Source organism: Mesorhizobium sp. GbtcB19 (assembly GCF_019091085.1).
Taxonomy (GTDB): Bacteria; Pseudomonadota; Alphaproteobacteria; order Rhizobiales; family Rhizobiaceae; genus Mesorhizobium.
Genome location: NZ_JAGXJY010000005.1, coordinates 24,030 through 40,189, shown reverse-complemented (window position 1 = coordinate 40,189; position 16,160 = coordinate 24,030). Strand labels below are relative to the sequence as shown.

The 16,160-nt window shown below is 65.4% G+C and carries 17 protein-coding genes; 12 read left to right on the top strand and 5 right to left on the bottom strand.

Features of this window, described 5'->3' with window-relative positions:
* Positions 1-171 precede the first annotated feature (171 nt).
* Entirely contained in the window at positions 172-444 is a 273-nt protein-coding gene (locus KVT37_RS11080; RefSeq protein ID WP_126081070.1) for a DUF4242 domain-containing protein, read from the bottom strand.
* Between the two features lie 318 nt (positions 445-762).
* Between KVT37_RS11080 and KVT37_RS11075 the strand changes: the two genes are divergently transcribed.
* Positions 763-3,348: a LuxR family transcriptional regulator gene (locus tag KVT37_RS11075; RefSeq protein WP_217572683.1), complete on the top strand. Its 2,586-nt coding sequence runs from the start codon at positions 763-765 to the stop codon at positions 3,346-3,348.
* A gap of 122 nt (positions 3,349-3,470) precedes the next feature.
* Here the strand turns inward: KVT37_RS11075 and secA are convergent, their stop codons facing one another.
* Positions 3,471-6,203 (bottom strand): preprotein translocase subunit SecA, encoded by a 2,733-nt coding sequence (secA, locus tag KVT37_RS11070; RefSeq protein WP_217572681.1) that lies wholly within the window; start codon positions 6,201-6,203, stop codon positions 3,471-3,473.
* A gap of 262 nt (positions 6,204-6,465) precedes the next feature.
* On the opposite strand from secA, the gene KVT37_RS11065 reads away from it, so the two are divergent.
* Positions 6,466-7,392, top strand: a complete 927-nt coding sequence (locus tag KVT37_RS11065; protein WP_217572679.1) for a peptidylprolyl isomerase — start codon at positions 6,466-6,468, stop codon at positions 7,390-7,392.
* A gap of 52 nt (positions 7,393-7,444) precedes the next feature.
* Here KVT37_RS11065 and KVT37_RS11060 read toward each other — a convergent pair whose 3' ends face one another.
* Positions 7,445-8,038 carry a TetR/AcrR family transcriptional regulator gene (locus KVT37_RS11060; protein WP_217572677.1) on the bottom strand — a complete coding sequence of 198 codons (594 nt, stop codon included), beginning with the start codon at positions 8,036-8,038 and terminating at the stop codon, positions 7,445-7,447.
* A gap of 187 nt (positions 8,039-8,225) precedes the next feature.
* Here KVT37_RS11060 and argJ point away from each other — a divergent pair, with 187 nt between their 5' ends.
* From argJ to KVT37_RS11035, 5 genes are all read left to right on the top strand, one after another.
* Complete coding sequence (argJ, locus tag KVT37_RS11055) at positions 8,226-9,467, top strand: bifunctional glutamate N-acetyltransferase/amino-acid acetyltransferase ArgJ (protein WP_217573267.1); 1,242 nt, start codon at positions 8,226-8,228, stop codon at positions 9,465-9,467.
* Positions 9,467-10,246, top strand: a complete 780-nt coding sequence (locus KVT37_RS11050; protein WP_217572676.1) for an N-acetyltransferase — start codon at positions 9,467-9,469, stop codon at positions 10,244-10,246. The genes argJ and KVT37_RS11050 overlap by 1 nt, the downstream gene beginning before the upstream one ends.
* Positions 10,243-10,665 carry a (deoxy)nucleoside triphosphate pyrophosphohydrolase gene (locus tag KVT37_RS11045; RefSeq protein WP_217572674.1) on the top strand — a complete coding sequence of 141 codons (423 nt, stop codon included), beginning with the start codon at positions 10,243-10,245 and terminating at the stop codon, positions 10,663-10,665. The genes KVT37_RS11050 and KVT37_RS11045 overlap by 4 nt, the downstream gene beginning before the upstream one ends.
* A 168-nt stretch (positions 10,666-10,833) precedes the next feature.
* Positions 10,834-11,154: a hypothetical protein gene (locus tag KVT37_RS11040; protein WP_217572672.1), complete on the top strand. Its 321-nt coding sequence runs from the start codon at positions 10,834-10,836 to the stop codon at positions 11,152-11,154.
* 105 nt (positions 11,155-11,259) lie between these two features.
* On the top strand, positions 11,260-11,445 hold the full coding sequence (locus KVT37_RS11035; protein ID WP_217572670.1) for a Flp family type IVb pilin: 186 nt from the start codon (positions 11,260-11,262) through the stop codon (positions 11,443-11,445).
* Positions 11,446-11,469: 24 nt separating this feature from the next.
* On the opposite strand, the gene KVT37_RS11030 is transcribed toward KVT37_RS11035, so the two are convergent.
* Positions 11,470-12,342, bottom strand: a complete 873-nt coding sequence (locus KVT37_RS11030) for a methyltransferase domain-containing protein (RefSeq protein WP_217572650.1) — start codon at positions 12,340-12,342, stop codon at positions 11,470-11,472.
* Positions 12,343-12,407: 65 nt separating this feature from the next.
* Between KVT37_RS11030 and KVT37_RS11025 the strand changes: the two genes are divergently transcribed.
* From KVT37_RS11025 to KVT37_RS11005, 5 genes are all read left to right on the top strand, one after another.
* Complete coding sequence (locus tag KVT37_RS11025; protein ID WP_217572648.1) at positions 12,408-13,208, top strand: ComF family protein; 801 nt, start codon at positions 12,408-12,410, stop codon at positions 13,206-13,208.
* Between the two features lie 71 nt (positions 13,209-13,279).
* Complete coding sequence (grxC, locus tag KVT37_RS11020; protein WP_217572646.1) at positions 13,280-13,543, top strand: glutaredoxin 3; 264 nt, start codon at positions 13,280-13,282, stop codon at positions 13,541-13,543.
* A 2-nt stretch (positions 13,544-13,545) separates the two neighbouring features.
* The gene (locus KVT37_RS11015) at positions 13,546-14,406 is read left to right on the top strand and encodes a carbon-nitrogen hydrolase family protein (RefSeq protein ID WP_217572644.1); all 861 of its coding nucleotides are present in this window, start codon (positions 13,546-13,548) and stop codon (positions 14,404-14,406) included.
* The gene (locus tag KVT37_RS11010) at positions 14,403-14,828 is read left to right on the top strand and encodes a DUF1178 family protein (protein ID WP_217572642.1); all 426 of its coding nucleotides are present in this window, start codon (positions 14,403-14,405) and stop codon (positions 14,826-14,828) included. Before KVT37_RS11015 ends, KVT37_RS11010 begins: the two co-directional genes overlap by 4 nt.
* Positions 14,829-14,878: 50 nt before the next feature.
* Positions 14,879-15,505 carry a hypothetical protein gene (locus KVT37_RS11005; RefSeq protein ID WP_217572640.1) on the top strand — a complete coding sequence of 209 codons (627 nt, stop codon included), beginning with the start codon at positions 14,879-14,881 and terminating at the stop codon, positions 15,503-15,505.
* 101 nt (positions 15,506-15,606) lie between these two features.
* Here the strand turns inward: KVT37_RS11005 and KVT37_RS11000 are convergent, their stop codons facing one another.
* A complete protein-coding gene (locus tag KVT37_RS11000) occupies positions 15,607-16,089 on the bottom strand; it encodes a MarR family winged helix-turn-helix transcriptional regulator (protein WP_217573265.1) in 483 nt (160 codons plus the stop codon).
* Positions 16,090-16,160 lie beyond the last annotated feature (71 nt).

Sequence of the window (16,160 nt, the reverse complement as noted above, 5' to 3'; positions counted from 1 at the left end):
GGCAGAAGGCGGCGCCGGTTTCGCAAGCGCGAAAGCAATGCCGACACGGCCCGCCGCATGAAGCCGCGCCGTGGCGGGACGGTATCCGCCGCGGCGGGTACAGTCTCGCTGCCTGGCACGGCGTCAGGTCCGCCGGCGACGGGTATGGTCTGCCCGACATGATCTGCCCGGTCAGCGATAAAAGTAGGGGTCGAGGACCCGCACCTCCGTGATCTTGTCGACGGGAAGCGCGTTCTTCTGCGCCGTGCTGCGGATCGCTTCCGGCGAGGGCGCATCGTAGATGCAGAAGCTCTTGCCCTTGTCGGGCGAGACGAAGGACTGCACCCAGGTGACGCCTTTCTCGGCATTGCGGGCGATGACGCCGCCCATCGCCGTGGCGCCGGCATCGTTCATCGGTACGTGCAGGCCTTCCGGGAAGGTGCGTTCAACGAGATAACGTGGCACGATTGTCGTTCCTTTCGTGGTTTCTAGTTCTCCGCAATTCCGGACGGAAGGCTACGGCGAAGTCGCCGAGCCCCGACCGCTACGCGGTTTTCCTGGAATTGCTCTGCGCTCGTTTCGAGCGAGGCGGATACCACCATGTCCGGAAAGGCCGCGCATCGGAGCCATTCCCCATATTGGCCGGGACGATTCCCTATCTTCGCGACGTTTTATGTGGAAGATGACACCTCAATGTGTGGAAGGTCACATTGCGGTGCCCGATCCCAGGCTATCGCGGCGGCGGGCCGCCACGATGGAAATTCCGATTTCGCGAGAGTGACGATGCTTCTGGAACGACAGACGCAGTTGCAGCAGATGGATGCCTTGCTGGCGGACGCAACAGCGGGCCGCGGCCGCGTTGTGGTCCTGTCGGGTGAGGCAGGCGCCGGTAAGACGGCGCTGGCCGAGGCATTTGCAAGCCGGCTGGACGACGGCCTTGGCGTGCTTCGCAGTGCCTGCGAGGACCTCTCGATTCCCGATCCGCTGGGACCGCTTTACGACCTGGCACGCGACGCGCGGTGGGAACCGCCGCGGGCGATCGAAGACCGCCAGGTGCATCGACTGCCGCTGTTTTCCGAGGCGCTCGAGGTGTTCGAGGCGAAAGGCCCTTGCCTGCTCGTCATCGAAGACTTGCATTGGGCGGATGACGCGACGCTCGATTTCGTCCGCTTCCTCGGCCGGCGCATTGCAAACACGCATATCCTGCTTCTGGTTACGGCACGCACCGACCGCAGCGAAGGGCAGATGCGCGTGCGCCGCGCGCTCGGCGAGATCCCTGCCGGCAATATCCAGCGCATCGACGTGCCGCTGCTCAGCGAACGCGCGGTGCTCTCGCTTGCGGCGGCAGCCGAGCGCGACGGCGACGCCATCTACCGGGCGAGCGCCGGCAACGCCTTCTTCGTCACCGAGCTGCTCGCCGCGGAGGGCGATGGCGCATTGCCGGCCAGCGTGCGCGACGCCGTGCTGGCGCGGGCCGAAAGATTGTCGCCGGGCGCCCGCTCGATGCTCGACGCTGTCTCGGTGTTTCCGCGCCGCGCCGATGCCTGGGCGCTCAGCGGGCTTTGCGGAATTGCCGCCGCCGGCCAACTCGCCGAATGCGTCGCCAACGGCCTGCTCGAGGATATGGGCGATGCCTATGCGTTCCGACACGAGATCGCCCGCACGGCAATCGAGATGGCTCTGACGCCGAGCCAGCGCCGCGCGTATAACGAGCGGGCGCTCACGGCGTTGCGGGAAAACCCGGATGTGGCCAAGGCAAGGCTGGTGCATCATGCGGTCGAAGCACAGAACATCGAAGCGGTGCGCGAGCTCGCGCCGGTCGCGGCGCGCGAAGCCTCGCGCGTCGGCGCGCACCGAGACGCCGTCGGCTATTATGAAGTCGCCCTGCGGCACGCGGATGTGCTTCCGACCGAGGAGCGGGCGGAGCTTTATGAAGGTCATGCGTTCGAGTGCCACCTGATCGGCCGGGTCGATGCTGCCATCGAGGCGCAGGGACAGGCGCGGCAATTGCGCCAGGCGCTGGGCGACCGGATCAAGGAGGGCGACGCTCTGAGATGCCTGTCGCGCTTTGCCTATCTGCTCGGCGATCGCGCGGCCGCGGACCGGTTCGGAGCACAGGCCGTGGAGCTTCTGGAAACGGCGCCCGACAGTGCCGAACTCGCCATGGCCTATTCCAATCTCTCGCAGCTGGCGATGCTGGCCGAGCGGCTCGACGAGACGCTTGTGTTCGGCGGCAAAGCCGTCGAACTGGCGGAGCGGCTCAACCGGCCGGACATCCTTTGCCATGCCCTCAACAATGTCGGAGCGGCCGGGCAATGGCTGGACTTCGCCAAGGGGCGGCGCGATCTCGCCCGCAGCCTTGGACTTGCGCTTACGGGCAACTTTCAGGAGCATGCCGCGCGCGCCTTCACCAACTGCGCCTGTGTCGAGATGAACAGGTTCAACCTCAACGAAGCGGCGGCGTTCCTGGATCGCGGCATCGGCTATTGCGTCGAGAACGATCTCGCGACCTGGCGCGATTACATGCGCGGCGTGCAGGCGCAGCTTCTGCTGCGGCTCGGCCATTGGGACGACGCCGCGGCCATGGCGCATGAGGTCGTCGACGACGAGGCAACGACGCCATTGGTGCGCTATCCGTCGCTGGTCGCGCTGGCGCGGCTGCGCATCCGGCGGGGAGATCCATCGGCCGAGCCGGTTCTCGACGAGATGAAGCTGTTCCTCGACAAGGGCATGGAGTTGCAGCGGCTCGTGCCCTTCGCCGCGGTGATGGCCGAACTGGCGTGGCTGGGCGAGGGCGACAGGGACGAAGCACTGCGCCTGATCGCCCTTGCCGAAAGCCTTGCGCCGACGCGGGCGGTGTTCGGCGAACTGGCGATATGGCGACAGCTTCTATCGCCCGACAGCGATCCCGGCGACATCGACGGCATGGCGGAACCTCACCGCCTGCAACTGGCTGGCGACTGGCGCGATGCCGCGGCGCTCTGGGCGGACATGGACGCGCCCTTCGAACGCGCGCTTGCCCTGCTCATGGGCGACGAGGCCGCGCGGCGCGCGGCGCTCGACATTTTCGAGGCGCTCGGCGCAAGGCCGGTGGCGCAGCATGTGCGCGGCCTGATGCGGCAGAGCGGGCTGATCCACATCGCCAGGGGACCGAGGCAGGCGACACGCGCCAACCAGGCCGGCCTCACGCAGCGCCAGATGGAGGTTCTGCAGCTGATCGAGCGGGGCTTTTCCAACAAGAAGATCGCCGCGCACATGGCGATCTCGCCGAAGACTGTCGATCACCATGTTTCGGCGGTGCTGGAGAAGCTGGAGGCTGTTTCGCGCGGCGAGGCGGCCGCGGCGGCGCGGGCGTCGGGGCTGGTGTGACGGTCAGTCGATAGGAAAGCCTGGAACAAGTCCGGCGTTCCGCTGATATGGCGGAACGTTGGCGCTGCCCCTCATCCGCCCTTCGGGCACCTTCTCCCCGCAATCGGGGAGAAGGAAAAGGGTCAGGTGAAGGCGCCGTGGCAGTGCTTGTATTTCTTGCCGGAGCCGCAAGGGCAGGCTTCGTTGCGGCCGATCTTGCCCCAGGTCGCCGGGTTCTTCGGGTCGCGGTTTTCCGGCGCGACGACGGCGCTGGTTTCCTGGCGCATCAGAAGCGCCGTCTCGCCGCCCTGGAAGTCGTCCTCGCCTGTGGTGCCGTCGATATGGCTGCCGAACATCTCGGGGGCTTCGGGCGGAGGCGCGTCCGCTGCCTGGCGCACCAGCTCGACGCGCATCAGCTGCGCGGTCACGGCCTGGCCGAGATTGCCGAGCAGGCCCTGGAACAGCTCGAAAGCTTCGCCCTTGTATTCCTGCAGCGGGTCGCGCTGGGCGTAGCCGCGGAAGCCGACGACCGAGCGCAGATGGTCGAGATTGACGATGTGCTCGCGCCACAGGTGGTCGAGCGTCTGCAGCACGACCGAACGCTCGACATAGTTCATCACGTCTGGACCGAAGCGGTCGGCGCGCTCCTTGGCGGCGGCGTCGGCGGCAGTGGTGATGCGCTCGCGGATGTCGTCCTCGGCGATGCCCTCTTCCTTGACCCATTGCTCGACCGGCAGGTCGAGGTTGAGATACTGCGCCACTTCCTCCTTGAGGCCGGCGACGTTCCACTGCTCGGCATAGGCGTTTTCGGGGATGTTCTTGGCGACGATCTCCTCGATGACGCCTTCGCGCATCTCGGTAATCGTCTCCGACAGGCCTTCGCCGTCCATCAGTTCGATGCGGCGCTGGAACACCGCTTTGCGCTGGTCGTTGGAGACGTCGTCATACTTCAGCAGGTTCTTGCGGATATCGAAGTTGCGCGCCTCGACCTTCTTCTGCGCCTTCTCCAGCGCCTTGTTGATCCAGGGATGGATGATCGCCTCGTCTTCCTTGAGGCCGAGCTTCTGCAGCATGCCGTCCATGCGCTCTGAGCCGAAGATGCGCATCAAATCGTCCTGCAGCGACAGGAAGAACTTCGAGCGGCCCGGGTCGCCCTGGCGGCCGGAGCGGCCACGCAGCTGATTGTCGATGCGGCGCGATTCATGGCGCTCGGTGGCCAGAACATAAAGGCCGCCGGCGGCCAGCGCCTTTTCCTTCAGGCGCTCGACGTCGTCATTGATCTCCTTTTCACGCGCCGCGCGCTCGGGGCCCTCGGGCATGTCGCCCAATTCCTCGGCGATGCGCATTTCGGCGTTGCCGCCAAGCTTGATGTCGGTGCCGCGGCCGGCCATGTTGGTGGCGATGGTGATGGCGCCGGGCTTGCCGGCCTGGGCGACGATGGCCGCCTCGCGCTCGTGATGGCGGGCGTTCAGCACTTCGAAGTTCTTGAAGCCGTCCTTGCGCAGGCGCTCGGCCAGCTGCTCGGATTTCTCGATCGAGGTCGTGCCGACCAGCGTCGGCTGGCCCTTGGCACTGGCTTCGCGGATTTCCTTGACGATCGCCTTGTACTTCTCCTCGACCGTACGGTAGACCTCGTCGTCCTCGTCCTTGCGGACGACCGGCAAGTTGGTCGGGATCTCGGTGACCTCGAGGCCGTAGATGTTGCCGAACTCCTCGGCCTCGGTCAGCGCCGTGCCGGTCATGCCGGCGAGCTTCTTGTAGAGGCGGAAGTAGTTCTGGAAGGTGACGGAGGCCAGCGTCTGGTTCTCCGGCTGGATCTGCACATGCTCCTTGGCTTCAAGCGCCTGGTGCAGGCCCTCCGAATAGCGGCGTCCGGGCATCATGCGGCCGGTGAACTCGTCGATGATGACGATCTCGCCATTGCGCACGATGTAGTCGCGGTCCTTCTGGAACAGCAGATGCGCCTTCAGCGCATTGTTGACGTGGTGGACGATGGCGACGTTCTCGACGTCGTAGAGCGACTCGCCTTTCAAGAGGCCGGCGTCGCGCAGCATGTTCTCCAGCTTCTCGGTGCCGTCCTCGGTGAAGATCGTCGTCTTCTGCTTCTCGTCGACCTCATAGTCGGCCGGGCCGAGCTTCAGCATGAAGGCGTCGATGGTGTTGTACATTTCCGAGCGGTCCTCGAGCGGACCGGAAATGATCAGCGGCGTGCGCGCCTCGTCGACCAGGATGGAATCGACCTCGTCGACGATGGCGTAGGAATGGCCGCGCTGCACCATCTGGGCGCGCTCATATTTCATGTTGTCGCGCAGATAGTCGAAGCCGAGCTCATTGTTGGTGGCATAGGTGACGTCGCAGGCGTAGGCATCGCGGCGCTCGTCGTCGGAAAGGCCGTGGACGATGATGCCGACGCTCAGGCCGAGGAACTTGTAGACGCGGCCCATCCATTCGGCGTCGCGCTTGGCGAGGTAGTCGTTGACGGTGACGACATGCACGCCCTTGCTGGCCAATGCGTTGAGATAGACCGGCAAGGTGGCGACCAGGGTCTTGCCCTCGCCGGTGCGCATCTCGGCGATGCCGCCATTGTGCAGCACCATGCCGCCGATCAATTGCACGTCAAAAGGCCGCATGCCGAGCACGCGGCGGGCCGCTTCGCGCACGGTGGCGAAGGCCGGGACCAGCAGGTCGTCGAGCGAAGCGCCATTGGCGAGATCCTGGCGGAATTTTTCGGTTCGGCCCCTGAGATCGGCGTCGGAAAGCGCCCGCATCTCGTTTTCCATGGCGTTGATGGCCTCGACGCGGGGCCGGGTCGACTTGACACGGCGGTCGTTGGAGGAACCGAAAACCTTACGGGCGAGACCGCCGAGACTGACCATCCAATGGCCCTTTCGATAGCAATTTTAGCCGTTTGCGACAGGCACCGGGCGGGCCCATCAAATCCGCGTGAATGCGGACAAACGCAAAAAGCGCCCGGAAAACGGTTCTGGACGCCAAGTCGTTGGACAGATAAGAGGGGGCTCAATCGATGTCAACGCCGCGTTAGCCCTATGGGCAGCGCCAAATTCCGCCACAATCCGACTGATCTGGAATCCTTTCGCTCACGCGATCCTTATTGGCAATCCCATTGGAGTTATCTTGATGTCCTTGTCGTTCCGCCGTGCCTCGCTCGCCAGCCTCGGCCTGGCCTTCGGGCTCTCGGCTCTCTGCCTGTCGCCGCTGATGGCACAGGAGACCGCGCCGGCCCAGCCGGATGCCGCAGCGCCTGCTGCTGCTCCCGCGGCTCCGGTCGATCCCAATGCCGTGGTTGCCACCGTCAATGGCGAGAAGCTGACCGAGGCCGACCTGCAGCTCGCCGAAGGCGAACTGTCGCAACAGTTCGCGCAGCTGCCGGCCGAGCAGCGCCGCGCGGCCGCCCTTTCGGCGGCGATCGAAATCCGCGTCATGGCCAAGAAGGCGGTCGACGCAGGCCTCGACAAGGATCCGGACTTCCAGCGCCGCATGGCTTTCCTGCAGGCGCGCGCCCTGCATGGCGCAGTCGTCGAGAAGGAAGTGGTCGACAAGGTGACGGACGCCGAAGTGCGCGCCCGCTACGACCAGGAAATCGCCAACACGCCGCCGGTCAATGAAATCCACGCCCGTCACATCCTCGTGAAGACGAAGGAAGAGGCGGACGCGATCATCAAGCAGCTCGACGGCGGCGCCGATTTCCAGAAGCTAGCCAACGAGCATACCAGCGATCCGAGCGGCAAGACCAACGGCGGCGACCTCGGCTGGTTCGGCCCGGGGCAGATGGTGCCGGAATTCGACAAGGCGGCCTTCGCGCTCGAGGTCGGTAAATATTCCAAGGAGCCGGTGCAGTCGCAGTTCGGCTGGCACGTCATCAAGGTCGAGGACAAGCGCGCCAAGCAGCCGCCGGCCTTCGACGACGTCAAGGACCAGGCCAAGCAGGCGGTGATCCGCGACAAATATTTCGCCATGGTCAAGGACCTGCGCGCCGCCGCCAAGGTCGAGATCCCGGACGCGAAGCTCAAGAAGGACATCGACGCGCTGGAAGGCAGCAAGTAATCGCCGCCGGCTGACAGTTCTGCAAAGGGCGCCTGTGGGCGCCCTTTCGTTATCAGGCCCGGCTTATCCCTCGCACCACATAGCGCACGGCGGCGCGGATAGCGGCTTCATCCTCATCGAGGCGATTGCTCAGCAGATGCCGCCAGGCGTAGGAAGCGATCAGGTCGGCGACGATCCCGGCATCGATATCCGCCGCCACCTCGCCGCGCGCCTTGGCGCGCTCGATCATCAGCCCGGTGTGGCCACGGCGCGCCCAAGAATATTCGGCAAGCGCGGCCGCGGCCGTCTCGTCCGACTGCGCTTCGGCGACCAGCGAGCGGAAGATGTTGCCGGACGGAGTGTCGCGCCAATGCGCGAACAGGTTTCTGAGGAAGCCGGCCAGATCATCCTCGACGTTTCCGGTGTCGGGCGTCTCGACGCGCTTCTGGCGCTGGTAGACCTCGATCAGCAGCGCCGCCTTGCTCGGCCACCAGCGATAGATGGTCGGTTTTCCCGCCCGCGCCCGCCGGGCAACGGCCTCGATCGAGAAGCCGGCATAGCCGGCCTCGCGCAGCACCGCCTCGGCCGCCTCGACAATGGCGTCGGCGCTCTCGGGATTGCGTTTCGCGCCGATCGACTTGCGCCCGCGAGCGGCGGCCTCGCCCATTCCGTTCTTCCTTAGCCGGTGAATCTGTCGCCAATCATATTGACTTCGCCGGTGAAACGAAACGATGCGTTTTCGGTCGCGAGGCGCTTGGTCCGGCCGGTGAGGCGCGGCCAGAACGCCCTTGCGCCGGGGCGCGCTATCGGGCAAACCGGCCTTCCTTTCGCTTTATTGCCGCTCCGGGGTCATGATGTCCGCTACGATTTCGCCGCTCGCACCGAAGAAATATCCGAAGATGCCGGTCATCGAGGGTGTCCGCATCGCGACCGCGGAAGCCGGCATCAAGTACAAGGGCCGCACCGACCTGCTCGCCATGGTCTTCGATCCGGGCACCGCCGTGGCCGGTGTGTTCACCAGGTCGAAATGTCCGTCGGCTCCGGTCGACTTTTGCCGCCAGAACCTGCCCGCCGGCAAGGCGCGCGTGCTGGTGGTCAATTCCGGCAATGCCAATGCCTTCACCGGCAAGAAGGGCAAGGCTTCGACCGCGCTGACCGGCGAGGCGGCGGCCAAGGCCGCGGAATGCTCCGAGAACGAAGTGTTCCTGGCCTCGACCGGCGTCATCGGCGAGCCGCTCGACACCAACAAATTCAGCCATTTGCTCGCCGGCCTGGTCAAGGACGGCAAGCCCGACCTGTGGACCGAGGCGGCCAAGGCCATCATGACCACCGACACCTACCCCAAGGTGGCGACGGCGACGGTCAAGCTCGGCGATGCCGACGTCACCATCAATGGCATCGCCAAGGGCGCCGGCATGATCGCGCCGGACATGGCCACGATGCTCTCCTTCATCGCCACCGACGCGCCGATCGCGGCTTCCGTGCTTCAGGACCTGTTGTCGCGCGGCACGGCCAAGACTTTCAATGCCGTTACCGTCGACAGCGACACCTCGACCAGCGACACGCTGCTTTTCTTCGCCACCGGCAAGGCCGCCGCGCGCGGCGCCCCGACAATCAGCGATCCAAAGGATGCGCGGCTCGGCGCGTTCCGCCGGGCGCTCGGCAAGGTGCTGAAGTCGCTGGCGCTGCAGGTGGTGCGCGACGGCGAGGGCGCGCGCAAGCAGGTCGAGGTCACGGTGACCGGCGCCAAGTCGGCGCGCTCGGCCAAGCGCATCGCACTTTCGATCGCCAACTCGCCGCTGGTCAAGACGGCGGTCGCGGGCGAGGACGCCAATTGGGGCCGCGTCGTCATGGCCGTCGGCAAGGCCGGCGAGCCGGCCGACCGCGACCGGCTGTCGATCTGGTTCGGCGACAATCGGCTCGCGCATGAGGGCGAGCGCGATCCGGCCTACTCCGAGGAAGCGACGTCGGCCTATATGAAGCGCGACGATATCCGCATCCGCGCCGACATCGGCATCGGCCGCGGCAAGGCAACGGTGTGGACCTGCGACCTCACCAAGGAATATGTCGCCATCAACGGCGATTACCGGAGCTGATGGCGCCGGTGTCGAGGCATCCGGCAAGCGTGCTGGCGGTCGTGCGCCGCTACGAGGCGGCGGGATTTCGCGCCTGGCCGGCGGCGGCCGTCCATTATGACGGGACCTGGGTGGTGCGGCTCACCGCCGGGCACCCCGCCAAGCGCCTGAACTCGGTCAATCCGCTCGATCCCGGCGACACGCATGCCATCGAGGAGCGTATCGGCCGCGCCGCGCGGCGCTTCGACGCCTATGGCCGGCCGCTGACCTTCCGCATGTCGCCGCTGTCGGGGCAGGTGCTGTCCACCCACCTCGACAAGGCCGGATGGAACAGGTTCGACGAATCCCTGGTCATGCGGCTGCCGCTGAAAGAGCTCGAGCTCGGCGCGGCCATGGATCAGATCCCGCTCAAGGACATCAGCCGCTTCATCGGCGCATCGCTCAAGACCGGCGGCGCGGACGCCTCGCTGCGGCCCGGCCTGTCCGAGGTCATCGGCGCGATCCAGCCGGAAGCAGGGCTGTTCGCGCTCGAGGACGGGAATGAGCCGCTGGCGACGCTGATCTGCGTTCACGACGGCGACCTTGCCGGGCTGTTCGAAGTCGCCACCGAAAAGTCGGCGCGCAAAAAGGGCCATGGCCGCAACCTCATTCTGTCCGCGCTCAAGTGGGCGCGGCTGCGCGGCGCGCGCGAGGCCTGGCTGCAGGTCGAAGCCAGCAACGCGCCGGCGCTCGCGCTTTACCGGTCGCTCGGCTTCGAGGAAGTCTATCGCTACCACTATCGACGGCCGCCAGGCGCATGAGCGAGGTCAAGCCAACCGGGAAGCGCCTGCTGCTGGTCGCCGCCTGCGCGCTGGTCGACACCGACAGGCGCGTGCTTCTGGCGCAGCGTCCTCAGGGCAAGCAGCTTGCCGGCCTGTGGGAGTTTCCAGGCGGCAAGGTCGAGCCCGGCGAGACGCCGGAAGAGTGCCTGGTCCGCGAGCTGCAGGAGGAACTGGGCGTCGAGACCGAGATTCCGTGCCTGGCGCCGCTCACCTTCGCCAGCCACTCCTATGACGATTTCCATCTGTTGATGCCGCTCTATGTCTGCCGCCGCTTCCGCGGCATCGCCCAGCCGAAGGAAGGCCAGGGGCTGAAGTGGGTCCGGCCAAAACAGATGCGCGACTATCCGATGCCGCCGGCCGACGCGCCGCTGATCCAGTTCCTCATCGACCTTTTGTAATTTCGCGACCTGCCTTTGCGGCAACTCAGCGTTTCCCGAAGACGGTGAGTGTTCACGCTTTTTCCTGCAGGTGCTTTAGCCAGCGTTAATGGAAGATTTATCTCGGCGTGAAAAATTGCGCGGAGCCGTCTCGCGCGGCGAGACCGTCGACGACTGGGAAACACAGGCATGAGCCTTGAAAGAGAGTGGGACTCGATCCGGTCCGACCGCGGCTTTCGCGCGATGGACGCCGGCATGGGCATTCTGCGGATCACGCTGCTGTTCGGCTCGGCCGCGGTGGCGTTGGCCCTGATCGCAACGCCCTTCCTGGACAATCAGACAAGGCCGCAGAGTGCCCGCGACGGCTTCGTCGGCGGGCTCGACATGACCGCGACCGGATCGATCGGCCATCGCACCAATACATATACGGTGCGCCGCAGCGTTCTGCAGCCAATGCCCAGTTCAGTCTGCGTCATCCGCAATGACGGCAGCCGCAGCGGCGAGTGCTGACGTGGTTAATGATTTTCAGGGACAGCGGCGTTTCACTCGCTGTTAAGCTTTTACCGTTAACCTTTCTTAACGGGTGGGACATTAGAATTTCTGCATGAGGGATCGATGACCATGAAAAACCTGTTGCAGCAATTCATTGAAGATGAGACGGGCGCCACGGCCATCGAATATGGCCTGATCGTCGTGGTGTTGTCGCTCGCCATCATCGCCGGCGTCCAACAGGCCGCCGACGGGCTGGTGTGGCTGTTCAGCGACAACAACAGCAAGCTGGCCAACGCCTTCGCTCATTAGCCTAGAGGGTTCACCTGGCGCAGTTCAGCTCTTCGGCGGGTTCTCCAGGATCGCCTTCAGCGAGACCTTGGCCGATCCGGGCTTGAGCGGCTTTTGCTGCGAGGCATCCGGCGCCCAGCCGGACATCCAGACAATCGAAAAGCTCGCGCGGATACGGCCGTCCGGGTCCGCGAACCGTTCGGCGTAGATTTCGGCGGCGCGGGCAAACAGGCGCCTGCCTGCCGGCCGCCTGCTGCGATCGACGAGCGCGCTGGTTTCGCCCATGGCGCGCAGATCGGCGGCGAGATCGAACAGCGTATCGTAGCGCACCGTGACCGTTTCGACATCGGCGACGGGCAATGCAAGGCCGGCGCGCTGCAACAGCGCGCCTGCGTCGCGCACGTCAGTGAAAGGAAGGATGCGCGGGCTCGCGCCGCCGTAGAGCTCCGTCTCGGCCGCCAGCATGCTTTCGCGCAATTCCGCCAGCGTGCCGGCGCCGGCGAGGGCGCCGAGGAACAGGCCGTCGGGTTTCAGCGCCCGACGGATCTGCGCGAGCACGCCGGGAATGTCGTTCATCGCATGCAGCGAGAGCAGGCAGACGACGAGATCGAGGCTGGCATCCTCGAAGGGCACCGTCTCGGGCGGCACCACCAGGCCCGGGTCGCCGGCCAGAAGCGTTTCGTCCATCTCGACGCGCACGATTTCGCCGACCTTGCCGCTGCCGGCGAGCACCTCGGCGGTCGCCGAAGTCTGGCAAAACAGCGCGGCCGCCTTGCCGAAGCGGCGTTCGACTGCGTCCAGCCGGTCGGCAAGATCTTCCGCGACGCGGCGCATCAGGAAATCGGCGCCTTCGACGGGGTGGGCGAGCGCGCGGCGCTTGCGCGCGAGCCAGAGCTCTGTGTCGACCAAGGGCTGCAATGAAAAGCTTCCTGTTGTCCCTGCGTGCCGCTGTGGTGTTAAGGTGGCGCGGGGGTTCCAATCACGTGGCCGATCCGGTGCGCAAGATCAAGACCAGCGCGGTCCAGGATATGACGCGGCAGGCGCTTGCCTGGCCGGCGCGGCTGTTGTTTCCGCCGGTTTGCGCCGGCTGCCGCCGCCATGTGTCGCAACCTGGCGTGCTGTGCGGCGCCTGCTGGCCGAAGCTGAGGCTGCTGGAGAAGCCCTGGTGCCCGGTGATGGGCACGCCTTTCACGCATGACATGGGCGAGGGCTTTCTGTCCGCGGAGGCGATTGCCGATCCGCCGCCCTTCGAGCGGGCGCGGGCCGCCGTCCTCTATTCGGGCGTCGCGCGGCAGATGGTGCAGGGGCTGAAATATCAGGACCGAACCGATCTCGCGCCGTGGATGGCCAACTGGATGGTCCGCGCCGGAGCAGAGTTGATCGCGGAGGCCGACCTTGTCGTGCCGGTGCCGCTGCATTGGCGGCGCTTCTTCCGGCGCCAGTTCAACCAATCGGCCGAGCTCGGACGCGCCGTTTCAAAGCTCGGCGGGCTGCCTTTCTCGCCATCGGCGGTCAGGCGCGTGAAGCTGACGCGCCAGCAGGTCGGGCTCGAACGGCATGAGCGCGAGGAGAACGTGCGCGCCGCTTTCCGCGTGCCGCCGGAGGCCGAAATCGAAATCTCGGGCCGCCGGGTGCTGGTCGTCGACGACGTCTACACCACCGGCGCCACGGTGCGGGCGGTCGCCAAGGCGCTGAAAAAGGGCGGCGCCGGAGCGGTCGACATCCTCACTTTCGCCCGCGTCCTGCCTGGGGACTTTCGGCCCGATGAGTCCACGACTATATAGGTTTGAGTTTGTTGTTTGCCGCACGTCGTTTTCGTACCTCACTGGACGGCATGCGCGAGGATTGCCGGCCAATGGCTGATGTGACGATCTATACCCGCATGATGTGCGGCTATTGCAATGCCGCCAAGCGGCTGCTCGACCGCAAGGGCGTAGCCTATACCGAGCACGATGCCTCGTTTTCGCCTGATCTGCGCCAGGAAATGATTTCGAAGGCGCATGGGCGAACCACTTTTCCGCAGATTTTCATAGGCGACACGCATGTCGGCGGCTGTGACGACCTCCACGAACTGGAGTCGCAGGGCCGGCTGGACGCGATGCTCGTCAACGGGAGCTGATCATGGGTATTTTCAAGGCCGCCGCCGTGCAGATGCGTTCGGGCACCAGCCCGGAGCGCAACGCCGCCGACATGGAGATCCTCGTCCGCCAGGCCGCCGGCCAGGGCGCAACCTATGTCCAGACGCCGGAAATGACCGGTGCACTGGTGCGCGACAAGGAAGCGGGCGCGGCCGCCTTTACCACCGAGGACAAGGACATCGTCGTCGCCACGGCGCGCCGGCTGGCGAAGGAGCTCGGCATCCACCTGCATGTCGGCTCGACGGCGATCCGCCGCGCCGACGGCAAGCTCGCCAACCGCGCCTTCCTGTTTTCGCCCGACGGCGCCATGATCGCCGGCTACGACAAGATCCATATGTTCGATGTCGATCTCGACAATGGCGAGAGCTGGCGCGAATCCGCTGCTTACGAGCCGGGAACGGAGGCGGTCGTGACCGATATCGACGGCACGAAGCTGGGCTTTGCCGTCTGCTACGACCTGCGCTTCCCGCAGCTGTTCCGTGCCGAGGCGATGGCCGGGGCCGAGGTGCTGACGGTGCCTGCCGCCTTCACGCGCCAGACCGGCGAGGCGCATTGGCACGTGCTGCTGCGCGCCCGCGCCATCGAGAACGGCGCCTATGTCGTCGCCGCCGCGCAGGGCGGACTGCATGAGGACGGCCGCGAGACCTATGGCCATTCGCTGATCGTCGATCCGTGGGGACGCGTCATTGCCGAGGCGGCGCATAACGAGCCGGGCGTAATCGTCGCCGAGATCGATCCCGCGCAGTCGCTCGCCGCGCGCCGCAAGATCCCCAATCTGAAGAACGCGCGCGACTTCACAGTCAATGCCGGCGAGGCGCCGCGTCTCAGGGGTGCAGCCTCTTGATCCGTTTTTCCCTGATCTGCGAGCACGAGCACGAATTCGAGGCGTGGTTCCGCAGCAATGACGACTTCGATATCCAGAAGAAGCGCGGCTTCGTCGATTGCCCGAGCTGCGGCTCGCACAAGGTCGAAAAGGCGCTGATGGCGCCTGCGGTCTCGACCTCCCGCAAACAGGAAAAGGTCGCGCTCGCCATGGGCGAGGCGCAGAAGCAGGCGCTGGCGCAACTGAAGGTGCTGGCCGAGAAGGTGCGCGAGAATGCCGACTATGTCGGCGACAAATTCGCCGAGGAAGCGCGCAAGATCCATTTCGGCGAAACCGATGCGCGCGGCATCTATGGCGAAGCGACGCCGGAAGAGGCGCAGAGCCTCGTCGAGGACGGCGTCGAGTTCATGCCGATCCCAAGCTTTCCGGACGACCGCAACTGAGTTCCGAAGAAACCTTGCGCCAAAAGAGAGCGGTCGAGCCGCAACGCGATATGCGCTCGTTCGTAGATCGCTTGGCGCGACAAGGAGCTGTCAAACTCAGCCGCAAACTGACAATCGATGGCCTGCAAGTCGTCGCCGACAAGGGCGCGGATAAAATAGTCGAGGCGCTTGGGCTCATTCGAGATTTCGACCCCGTGCGATACAGGCGTTTGCTGCGCGATGTCAGGCAGATTTTGGTCACGGTCCTCCCGGCCTCGGTAGCTCAGTGGGCAGAGGCGTCAAAGGCTTGCGAGCTGGACGAACGCTACCTCATCGATGACGCAATGACGGCCAAACATGTCGCTTCGACCATTGTCCATGAAGCCACGCATGCGCGACTGATGCGATGCGGAGTCGGGTACGAAGAAGAGATCAGGGACCGCGTCGAGCGGGTCTGTCTTCGTCGAGAGATCGCCTTTGCAGCCAGGTTGCCGACAGGGGCGGACACGGGTCAGCGAGCCGAAGCGACACTTGAAGCGATGCCGGATTTCTCGGACAAGGCAATGAGCGAGCGCCACCTCGATGGCTTGCGAGACGCGCTGCTCTACCTCAACATGCCGGCTTGGCTGGTCAGTCTGATGGTATCGTATCGGCGATGGCAACATAAGCGATGGGTCGCACAGCGCGCAGGCGGCTGATCGGCCATGGATGGCCGACCGGCTGGGGCTTGCAGCCCATCGTTAGAGCAATTCCAGGAAGAGGGTGAGCGCCGCTTCACTTCTCCTGGAATTGCTTCCGGTCAAAGGCTGCCGATCAGTTTTTCCAGCAGTTTCGCCAGCATTTCCCGGTCCTCGCGCGTCAGACCGGAAAGGATATCATGCTCGTTGGCGACGTGGGCGGTGAGCGCCTCGTCGGTGATCTCGCGACCTTTCGCGCTGAGCTGCACGACAACGCCGCGCCGGTCGCTGGGGTGCGGCGCGCGCTGGATCAGTCCCGCCTTTTCCAGACGGTCGAGGCGGGCGGTCATGGCGCCGGACGTGACCATCGTCGCCTCGTAGAGTTCGGTCGGCGTCAGCGCGTAGGGCGCGCCGGAACGGCGCAATGTCGCCAGGACGTCGAACTCGCCGGACTGCAGCCCGAAGCGGCCGAAGACCGGCGCAAGGCGGTCGCGGGCGATCAGTGCCGAGGCCTCGTTCAAGCGCCCGATGACGCCCATTGGCGACACGTCGAGATCCGGCCGCTCCCGCCGCCACTGTTCCATGGCCCTGCCCGCTCGATCCATATTGCTCACCGCAAAGTATCTTGACATAAAGAATCTTTACGCTATCTTATCGCAAGAAGAACCGACCGCCA

What these genes read in the sequence shown, in the direction of transcription:
- KVT37_RS11035 (WP_217572670.1), top strand. Translation starts at nt 11,260, where the DNA reads ATGACCATGAAAAACCTGTTGCAGCAATTCATTGAAGATGAGACGGGC.
- KVT37_RS11015 (WP_217572644.1), top strand. Translation starts at nt 13,546, where the DNA reads ATGGGTATTTTCAAGGCCGCCGCCGTGCAGATGCGTTCGGGCACCAGC.
- KVT37_RS11060 (WP_217572677.1), bottom strand. Translation starts at nt 8,038, where the DNA reads ATGGGCGAGGCCGCCGCTCGCGGGCGCAAGTCGATCGGCGCGAAACGC.
- KVT37_RS11050 (WP_217572676.1), top strand. Translation starts at nt 9,467, where the DNA reads ATGGCGCCGGTGTCGAGGCATCCGGCAAGCGTGCTGGCGGTCGTGCGC.
- KVT37_RS11065 (WP_217572679.1), top strand. Translation starts at nt 6,466, where the DNA reads ATGTCCTTGTCGTTCCGCCGTGCCTCGCTCGCCAGCCTCGGCCTGGCC.
- secA (WP_217572681.1), bottom strand. Translation starts at nt 6,203, where the DNA reads ATGGTCAGTCTCGGCGGTCTCGCCCGTAAGGTTTTCGGTTCCTCCAAC.
- KVT37_RS11005 (WP_217572640.1), top strand. Translation starts at nt 14,879, where the DNA reads ATGCGCTCGTTCGTAGATCGCTTGGCGCGACAAGGAGCTGTCAAACTC.
- KVT37_RS11040 (WP_217572672.1), top strand. Translation starts at nt 10,834, where the DNA reads ATGAGCCTTGAAAGAGAGTGGGACTCGATCCGGTCCGACCGCGGCTTT.
- KVT37_RS11075 (WP_217572683.1), top strand. Translation starts at nt 763, where the DNA reads ATGCTTCTGGAACGACAGACGCAGTTGCAGCAGATGGATGCCTTGCTG.
- KVT37_RS11000 (WP_217573265.1), bottom strand. Translation starts at nt 16,089, where the DNA reads ATGGATCGAGCGGGCAGGGCCATGGAACAGTGGCGGCGGGAGCGGCCG.
- argJ (WP_217573267.1), top strand. Translation starts at nt 8,226, where the DNA reads ATGTCCGCTACGATTTCGCCGCTCGCACCGAAGAAATATCCGAAGATG.
- grxC (WP_217572646.1), top strand. Translation starts at nt 13,280, where the DNA reads ATGGCTGATGTGACGATCTATACCCGCATGATGTGCGGCTATTGCAAT.
- KVT37_RS11045 (WP_217572674.1), top strand. Translation starts at nt 10,243, where the DNA reads ATGAGCGAGGTCAAGCCAACCGGGAAGCGCCTGCTGCTGGTCGCCGCC.